General features: G+C 58.6%; 1 protein-coding gene. It reads right to left on the reverse strand.

The annotated features are described in order from the left end of the window. Nucleotides 1-206: 206 nt before the first annotated feature. Nucleotides 207-1571, reverse strand: coding sequence for an ISNCY family transposase (locus tag E1B25_RS21960; RefSeq protein ID WP_132831684.1), 1365 nt, complete (start codon nt 1569-1571; stop codon nt 207-209). Nucleotides 1572-1627: the final 56 nt, after the last annotated feature.

A 1627-nucleotide genomic window follows, 5' to 3' on the forward strand; every position in this document is an offset into this window, starting at 1 on the left:
GATGTTGCAACCATCCAGAAATGTCACCCACTGCGCAAAGCAGGAATGTCACCAAGAGCGCCGGCGGCAGCAAGGCTTAGCAACCCGGAGACCTCAAATATCGCAGGGATGATAAGCCTTGCGGGATCGCTAAGCGGACGTTCGCGCGAGACGAGGCGAAGGTCCGCAAAAGCCCAACAGCAGACCTCCGGCCACATCATCGGATGTCAGCTTTCGGGTTGTGTCTGTGCCGCCGCTGCGCGTTTTGCCGCGTAATGCAACTCCAGCTTGGACGGTCGGCCGGAAGAGCGACCATTCTTCACGTAACCGTTCTTTGCACTGACAGGTTTGACCTTCGGCTTTGATGCCGCCTTGTCTTGCTCCTTCTTGATATGGGACAGCACGGCGCTGAGGTGCTTGTTCTCGGTGATCGCGGCATGGGTGATCCGGCGCTCGGGATTCATAATCGTGTAGGGCAGGGCGACACCTTTGGCGCGGACCTGGATGCGCCCGTCGGCCAGCTCGTAGACATCGACATATGTCCCGGCGAGCCCGCGTGTCAGATCGTTCACCGCCAGCTTGATCCGTTTGCGGTCATATTTGAGCATCAGATCCTTGCTCACGTGGCGTTTGTCGCGCAGGCAGAAAACTTCGCTCAACCGGTCAGCTGCGATGTTCAAAGCACGGTGCAGGTTGTCCGACTTGGCCGGGGCCTTTGCGAATTTGGCGTTGTAGCGCTCCATAAAGCCTTGAAGAAACAGGTTGCCGTCTTCGATTGAGGATACGCCTGCGAGACGCAGCTCCTTGACCAGCCGATCCTGCAAGGTGCGGTTGGCGCGTTCTACACGGCCCTTGGCCTGAGAGCTATTGGCGCACAGAATCTCGATGTTCAGCTCGGCCAAGGCACGGCCGAACTGGGTCATGCCCGTCATGTGCTGGTTCGGTTTTGCGACCCGAAAGACCGTGTGTTTGTCGCTGTAAAACGCAACGGGGCGGCCGTGTTTGAGAAGATAGCTTTCCAGCGCCTCGAAGTAACTGAACGTGCTTTCCGAGGGCACGAACCGCAATTCCATCAATGTGCTGGTCGCATCGTCGATGAAGACGAGCAGGGTGCATGGATCAGCGCGATCCTCGAACCATCGGTGATCAGAGCCGTCAATCTGGATCAGCTCGCCAAAGTATTCCCGGCGCAATCTGGGCTGATGGAATGTCCGCCGCTGTTTGCGCGACAACCAGATCCCGGCGTCCTGCATCCACTTCCGCAGCGTCTCGCGAGAGACCTTGAACCCATGGTGTTCCGCCAGCATCTCGGCCGCCAGCGTCGGTCCGAAATCTTCATACTTTTCCTTGATCAAGGCCACGGCATAGTCGCGCTTGGCTTCATGGATCTGGTTGTTCGGCGCCTTGCCGCGCGCCTTGTGCCGGATCCCGGCGCCGCCCTCGGTGCGGTACGTCTTGAGCAACCGGAACATCTGTCGCCTGGTCACGTCCAACAGGTTCGCACCGTTCTGGACACTCAGCCGTCCATCATCGACCTGCGCCAACACCTCGATCCGGTGGAAGTCGCGCTCGCTCATCATCACCCATCCCATGTCGGCTCTCTCTACTTGCTATCCTCGGCAGGGAGAGTGACATTTCTGAATTGCAC

The sequence above is a fragment of the Antarcticimicrobium sediminis genome, assembly GCF_004348975.1.
GTDB lineage: Bacteria > Pseudomonadota > Alphaproteobacteria > Rhodobacterales > Rhodobacteraceae > Antarcticimicrobium > Antarcticimicrobium sediminis.